Origin of the sequence: Nostoc sp. CALU 1950, assembly GCF_051172895.1 — a bacterium.
Lineage (GTDB): Bacteria > Cyanobacteriota > Cyanobacteriia > Cyanobacteriales > Nostocaceae > Nostoc > Nostoc edaphicum_A.
Map to the genome: position 1 here is coordinate 21,108 of NZ_JBDNJQ010000104.1, position 7,707 is coordinate 28,814.

At 45.3% G+C, this 7,707-nt stretch carries 3 protein-coding genes; all 3 read right to left on the bottom strand.

The genetic code is table 11. The features are described 5' to 3' along the window. Window positions 1-282 precede the first annotated feature (282 nt). The 3 genes from ABF638_RS24570 to ABF638_RS24580 all read right to left on the bottom strand — a co-directional run bounded on the left by ABF638_RS24570 (window position 283) and on the right by ABF638_RS24580 (window position 7,601). A complete protein-coding gene (locus ABF638_RS24570) occupies window positions 283-2,496 on the bottom strand; it encodes an EAL domain-containing protein (RefSeq protein ID WP_435025544.1) in 2,214 nt (737 codons plus the stop codon). Between the two features lie 483 nt (window positions 2,497-2,979). Then, complete coding sequence (locus ABF638_RS24575; protein WP_435025545.1) at window positions 2,980-3,225, bottom strand: hypothetical protein; 246 nt, start codon at window positions 3,223-3,225, stop codon at window positions 2,980-2,982. Window positions 3,226-3,278: 53 nt separating this feature from the next. Further along, complete coding sequence (locus ABF638_RS24580; protein ID WP_435025546.1) at window positions 3,279-7,601, bottom strand: ATP-binding protein; 4,323 nt, start codon at window positions 7,599-7,601, stop codon at window positions 3,279-3,281. Window positions 7,602-7,707 lie beyond the last annotated feature (106 nt).

The following is a 7,707-nucleotide window of genomic DNA, read 5'->3' on the forward strand; positions in this document are numbered from 1 at the left end:
CTCAACCCCAGCAATAACCACCTCATTTGCGTAATATCCCTAAATAAAATTAACGCATGAGTAGTATAAAATGCAATGGATTTATTTTGGTCATCAATTTAGCCGCCTAAATCAATCATATTGAGAGGCAAATACGTATTTTTAATTTGTATTACTTTTTATTATGATAGTTATACTGTTGTCAACAAATATTGATTGGCATTTTATCAGGCAGAGAGAGTGCGATTAATCTTATGTCATGCTCTCCCTGTACAGTCTCTCTAATTATCAATTAGTAATTATTCAGTCAGCATCCTCACAATCCATCTGCACCACACAATTTCTTCCTTGTGCTTTTGCCTGGTAGAGTCCCTGGTCAGCAGCAGCAATTAAGGTTGCAGGAGATAATTGGCTATGAGGAGTGATGGTTGCTACACCAAGACTTAGGGTAATAAATTTACTGACCAATGAATGGGGATGAGGCATTTGTAATGCACTAACATTGGTCTGAATATCTCTTGCAACTGCAATAGCCCCTTCGATATCAGTATTCGGCAAAATGACTGCAAACTCTTCTCCACCATAACGAGCAACTAAATCAGCAGGGTGTTTAACTGTCTGAGAAATTGCCTTAGCAACCTGTCTGAGCGCATCATCTCCTGCCAGATGTCCATGTGTATCGTTGTAAAGTTTAAAGTAATCTACATCACACAAAATCAAAGATAATGAGCCTTGCTCTCGTGCCAACCATTGCCAGTGTGCATTGAACGTGTCATCAAAACAGCGTCGATTTCCCACCTGGGTTAGACCATCCGAACAGGCAAGGCGCTGTAATTCCTGGTTTGCTTGTTGTAATTGGTGGTAGAGTTCTGATTGCTGAATAGCGATCGCAGCTTGACCTGCTAACTGGTTAAACAAGTTAATCTCCGATTGCTGCCATTGTCTGCTGCTACGGCATTGGTGAGCAATCAATAATCCCCACAAACGCTCTTGCTGCAAAATAGGCACGACCAGGTTAGCCCGGATTTGCAGACTTCGCAGGAGGTCAATATGACACGGCGATAGTCCCGCAGTTTCAATATCTGCGATCGCTCTGGTGTTACCTTGTTGATAGTAAGCTGCACGGGTAGATTGAAAGCACGTGTCCATGACGTGAAATCCCAGAATGGAAATGCACTCTTCTGCTAAGGATTCTACAGCGACTAAACCACTCCAGTCTTCCTGAAACTGATAGATCAATACTCTATCTACCTTAAATAGTTGTCGCACTTCGGCTGCTGTGGTTTGCAAAATCTCGTCTAACTCTAATGATTGTCGAATCCGCTGCGTCACAGCCGCGACAATTCGCTCGGACTCGCTTTGGTGTTGGACACGCTGCTCAATCTGCTGAGAATTGGCGGATGCTACAGTTAAGGCAATCGGATCAAAGCGAGGGGTTGTAGTGACAGGCACTGCACTGGGTTGAGCAATCAGATAGCCTTGAGCAAAATTTGCACCTCGTTCTCGCAGCCAGTTCAGTTCCTCAATGCATTCAATTCCTTCAGCAACAGTTTGGATATTTAACTTTTGAGTAATCTCTAGAAGCTTCTCAGTAATCGAGGCTTTATAAAGGTCTTGATGCACATCTCGAATTAACTCAATATCCAGCTTGATAAAGTCTGGACGTAACTGATGCAGCAAGTTTAGGCTGGAATAGCCAGAACCGAGGTCATCAAGGGCGACTAAAAACCCAGCATCCCGGTAGTATTGCAGCACTGCCTTGAGATGGTCTAAATCTTGAGAATTGTCTGACTCCACCACTTCAAAAACAACCCGCTCGTGGGAAATGCCAGCAGTATCAATTGCCTCTACCGTACTACGTAGGCAAAAAGCTGGGTCATAAAGTGACGTTGGGGCAAAATTGATGAAAATGTTCCCACTCACTTGAGAGCGGCTGAATTGAGTGATTGTGCTGAGGCGAGCAACTTGGTCGAGTTGTGGTAGCAGTCCGGCTTCGGTGGCTAACTCCAAAATCGGTGCGGGTAGCACTAAATTGCCTTCTTCATCCAGTCCGCGCAAGAGCGATTCATATCCAAAAATCTGTGATGTATCGTTAATTGAAACAATTGGTTGAAAGTAACTGGTGAATCGTTCGGTTGCTAGCATTTCAACCAGCCAGTCGGATTGGTTGAACTTAATGAAGCGTTGTAATGAGGCTATATCACTAAAATCGTGGATTTGAGGTTGAATAGTGCCTTGAATAAAAAGGACTTGCGTCTCTTTTAACTCTCTCGGTGCAAGTAGTTTGGCCAGGTTACGGGCAATTTCTAGAGACTGTCCGGGTCTACAGTTCAAACTCAAACCTGGTCGCTCGTGCATCAGTTCATATTCAAGGGCAAACTGTTGTAAATAGGAGGTGACTTTGTTCAGGGTATGTGGAACGGGAAACCAGAGAAAGAGCCTACCTGCCTCCTTAGTCCGGCAGCGTGCAACATTACGACAAGCACAGGTTTTGGAGATAGGACATATTTGGCTCATAGCTAACTAATTTGCTCAATCCGATTTATTCTATTATTCCCACTATTTTTACTGTAAAAGATAAACTACACTTCAAATACATGAAGATTTGATGAGTTAAGTAAACTGAATATTTTAGCGGAGTAGGTGATTCACTAATACCTTTCCAAATCTATACTAAATATTCAAGTAATTGCTGATATATTTTGTGTGATGAAGCAAACTAATAAAGAGTTAGATGAACAATTTAAATCAAAAGATAAAAGCATAAATCAGTCAAAGAAGCAAGAACTTTTAGTTGAATTTATTCAGAGTAAATATATATTTCTGAAGAAGGAATCCATCTCAATACGTTTCGGTTAAGGTTTTTGGATAAAAATTTTAGATCACAAATCCGCGATCAATCGCCAGACTGATTATTGTAGAGACGGCGATTCATCGCGTCTTGCCTTAACCGAACAGTATTGAAATCTAGCTCAAAGTTTTTAAATCCCTAATCCCTTCTTATACGAACAACAAGAAAGCAATTAAAATGGCGCTGAGAACAATAGCAAACCCAATAGCATATTCAACTCTGCGACTAAAAAATCCCACAGCGGCAATCAAGGCGATCGCTAGCCAGATAATGCCAAAATACTGCTCTTTTTGTAAACTGCGGGCAATTAGTGGGTCTGTACTTGGCAAGGGGGTTTCTTGAATGGTTTTTGGGGAGATATCTGATACTGGTATTTCTTGCACGAATAAAGTCATAAAATTCCTCCTGTACACATCTGCATTTACGGGGTTTATGTATAAGCAAACACTCAGTCATTCCCACTCCTGCCAATCAGAGTTGCAATTGCCTTGACTAACTCTTCTGGTTCGACAGGTTTTGATAAATGCTTTTTAAACCCTGATTCGAGTGCTTGTTGCTGGTTGATTTCACCTGCATAAGCAGTTAAAGCGATCGCTGGAATCTGTTTGGCTTGTTTGGATTGCAATGCCTTAACTTGGCGCATCAGCATATAGCCATCTGTCTCTGGCATCCCAATATCACTGAGTAGAAAATCTGGTTCTGACTCTGCTAATACTTGCAGTGCTTCTTTTGCTGATGCTACAGCAATTACCCTTGCTCCAGCCTGCTCTAGCAGAAATGTATGGAAGTCGCGGGTATCATCGTCGTCATCCACAACTAAGATTTGGATGCCTGCAAGGATTTCAATCACCGGAGAAGGATTTAATGCAGCAATCTTTATATGTTGTTTTGGGGTTAAATCCTTTTTAATTAGCGGTAGTCTGGCTCTGAAAATAGCTCCTTGCCCTTCACCTAAACTTTCTGCCCAAATCGTGCCGCCATGTAGTTCTATCAAATGACGGACAATTGCTAACCCTAACCCCAAGCCACCAAATTTTCGGGTTGTCGTGCCATCAGCCTGACGAAAATATTCAAATACATAAGGGAGAAAGTCAGGGCTGATTCCCTTACCTGTGTCGCTGACAGTAATCTGAGCTTGAGTGTCAACGCGCTCCAGTTGAATATCAATTTTCCCTCCTTCAGGAGTGAATTTAACAGCATTTGATAACAGATTCCAGACAACTTGTTGTAAACGACCAGAATCACCCAAAACTTGCCCCAAAGAAGCATCCAGTATCGTTTGAATTTGAATATTTTTCGCTTCTGCTGCTAATCGCACTGTTTCCAATGCTCCCTCAATTACAAGCACTAAGTTAACGGGAAACATATTGAGGTTGAGCTTGCCTTGTAAAATCCGAGAGACATCGAGTAAATCTTCAATTAGTTGAGCTTGTAATTTAGCATTCCGCTCGATGGTTGCGATCGCTTTCTTCAACCCTGCGGCGTCAAACTCACGAGTCTGTAAGAGTCTCGCCCAGCCAAGAATAGGATTTAGAGGCGATCGCAATTCATGGGAAAGCACCGCCAAAAACTCATCTTTAATCCGGTTAGCTCTTTCGGCTTCAGTTCTGGCAGCTTGCTCAAGTTCCAGGAGGCGATCGCGTTCGGCTTCTGCTGTCTTGCGTTCTGTAATGTCAATCACTGAGCCGATGTAACCTTTAAATTGACCATCTACCCCAAACCAGGGATTAGCCGCATCAATGCAAAAGCGATATTCGCCGTCTTGGCGCCGCAAGCGGTACTCCAAACGGAAAGCCGAATAACTGCTACGAGCTTCCAGAAAAACATTCCTAACGTCATTGCTATCGTCTGGATGTACAGCATTTAACCAGCCAAATCCCAGACCCGTTTCCTCGTTTTGACCTGTAAAGTCATACCAGCTTTGACTGAGGTAGGTGCAGTGGCTATCGGTATCTGTCACCCAAACCATAAAGGGGGCATTGTCCGCCATGTTGCGGAACTTTTCTTCGCTTTCACGAAGGGCTTTTTCTGCTTGTTTGCGATCGCTAATGTCTGTAACAAAAATGCTTACTCCTTCTGCAAAGGGGTAGACGCGATTCTCAAACCAGCGCTGCCAAGCAGGATAAAAGTATTCAAACTGAATAACGGTGTGTTGTGCGTTTGCCAGATGAACCTGAGTATAAAACTCGCTTTCGACCACATCTGGAAAAACTTCCCAAATGCTTCTACCTAGTAACTCTTTCTTTGAAAAGCCAACAACTTCTGCTACCTGGTCATTAATAAAAGTATAACGCCACTCTCGATCTAACACAAAAAACTGGTCTTGGATGCCAGCTAGGACAGTCTCTAAGTGTGCTTTTGCTAACTCAGCTTCAATTCGCAGTTCTTGCTCACGTTGCATTGCCTCCTGACGGAGACGAGCCATTTTTAGAGCTGCCTCTACCCGCGCCAACAATTCACGGGCAGAGAAGGGTTTAATCAAATAATCATCGGCTCCCGCTTCTAACCCTTCCACCCGCGCCTCTTCCCCCGCCCGTGCCGACAACAGGATGATTGGAATTTTTTGCGTCTGCGGATCAGATCGTAATTCTTGCAGCAGTTCAAAGCCATCTAATCCAGGCATCATGACATCTGTCAGTACTAAGTCTGGGACACGCCCACGAGCAGAATCTAAAGCAGTTAAACCATCTGGCACTGATTCCACCTCATACTGTTGACTTAATAGCCGCTTGACATAATCACGCATATCTGCATTATCATCAGCCAGGAGAATTCGGGCGCGAGAGGGTGACAGGTGATAGGTAATAGGTAAGATTTTTCCCTGCTCCCTACTCCCTACTCCCTGCTCCCCGCTCCCTGCTCCCTGCCCCCTGCTCCCTACTCCCTGTTCCCCGCTCCCTGCTCCCTGCCCCCCGCTCCCTGCTCCCTGCTCCCCTGCCTCTTCCGGCCGCCAACGCAGAGCTTCTTCTAAATATGGTGTTGCACCTAATGCGGTTGAAGCTAAAGTTCGAGGGGCACTAATCCGGTCTGGAGGCAAATGAGCATACCCCGTTGGAATTGACACAGTAAAGCAACTGCCTGCTCCCATAACACTGGTAACATAGACTTTTCCACCATGCATTTGCACCAATTCCTGTACCAGTGACAATCCAATTCCTGACCCTTCAAAAGTGCGTCCTTGCGCCCCTTTGACGCGGTGAAATCGTTCAAAAAGGTGGGGAATTTCTTCTGCGGAGATACCGATGCCTGTGTCTTGGACTGCGAACTCAATATGGTCATTTGCCCACTGCAAGCTGACCGCGATTTTTCCAGCCATCGTGAATTTGAATGCATTTGAGAGCAGGTTAAGAACAATCTTTTCCCACATCTCCCGATCTACATATACTGTTGCTGGCAGGGAAGGACAGTTGACTGATAATTGCATCCCTGCGCGTTCGACTGCTGAACGAAATACACTAGCTAGTTCTGCGGTGAAAGTGGCAAGATCGGTGGGTTCATAAGAGGCTTGAACTCTTCCGGCTTCAATGCGCGAGAAATCTAGCAGGCTATTGACCAGTTTTAGCAAGCGGAGTCCGTTACGTTGCACCATTTCTAACTGCTCTCGTTCTTTGGCTGGAAGCAGAGTGGCACAATTGACTAAGGTTTCCTCTAGTGGCCCCAACATCAGGGTAAGTGGGGTACGAAACTCGTGGCTGACGTTGCTGAAAAAGACGGTTTTAGCGCGATCAATTTCTGCCAAGGCTTCAGCGCGTTTGCGTTCTTCCTCGTAAGCTTGGGCGTTAGCGATGCTGGCTGCAATTTGAGCCGCAACTAAATCGATGAATCCTTGATAATTGTCGTCGAATAGCCTGAAGGGATTCAAGCCAGCAATCAATATACCAGCTTTTCCCGTTTGACCAGATGGGGCAATTGGTACTGCGATCGCTTGATGGGGCGATCGCTGCCAAACACCACAAGGTAAACCACTAAAAGACACTTCTAAATCAGAAATCAGTTTTGCTTGATGGGTTGTGATCACTTCCCCAAAGGGCCAAACACAATCAGAATCGAGAGCCACTGTTTCCGGAACTGCTACGTGGTTTCGCTCGATACCACACGTTCCAGCCAGAAAAACTTCCTGCTTATCTGGGTCAACCAGATAAATCATTGCAAAAGGGAGGTCGTAAGGGTTGCTTTCTAGACAACTTGCACTCAACATACAGGCTTCATCGAATGTCCGCGCGTCTGCCGTCCTCGCCGCTAGTTCGCGCAAAAGTGCCAACTGACGCTCACCGATAATTCGCTGCGTGTCGTCTGTGTTGGCGCAGATAATCCCACCGGTGTCGCCCTGGTCATTAGGAACTGGGCTATATGAAAAAGTGTAATAAGTTTCCTCCGGGTAGCCGTTGCGCTCCATAATTAGCAGCAGCGCTTCGTCATAAGTGCCCTCGTTTTTCAGCATCGCTGATTCGGCTCGAGGCCTAACCTGATCCCAAATTTCCCGCCACACGTAGGAAGCTGGCTGCCCAAGTGCTTCTGGATGTTTGCCGCCAATAATAGCTCTGTAAGCGTCATTGTAAAGGTTAATCAGTTCCTCGCCCCACCAGACAAACATCGCTTGACGGGAAGTCAGCATAATCCGCGCGGCAGTCTTCAAACTCTGTGGCCACTGCTGTGTTGGGCCAAGAGAAGTTTTTGACCAATCTCGTTCTCGCATCCGCGCACCCATTTCACCCCCGCCGAGAAGGAAATTTACGTCGGCGTTACTTGCTGACGTTGATTCGTTTTTCATTGATTCCTCTCGATTGGTCATGCGTTGCTTACAGTAGGGATTGGGGATTGGGGACTAGTACCGCAAGGCGGAATTAAAAATTAAAAATTAAAAATGAAGACAGCGT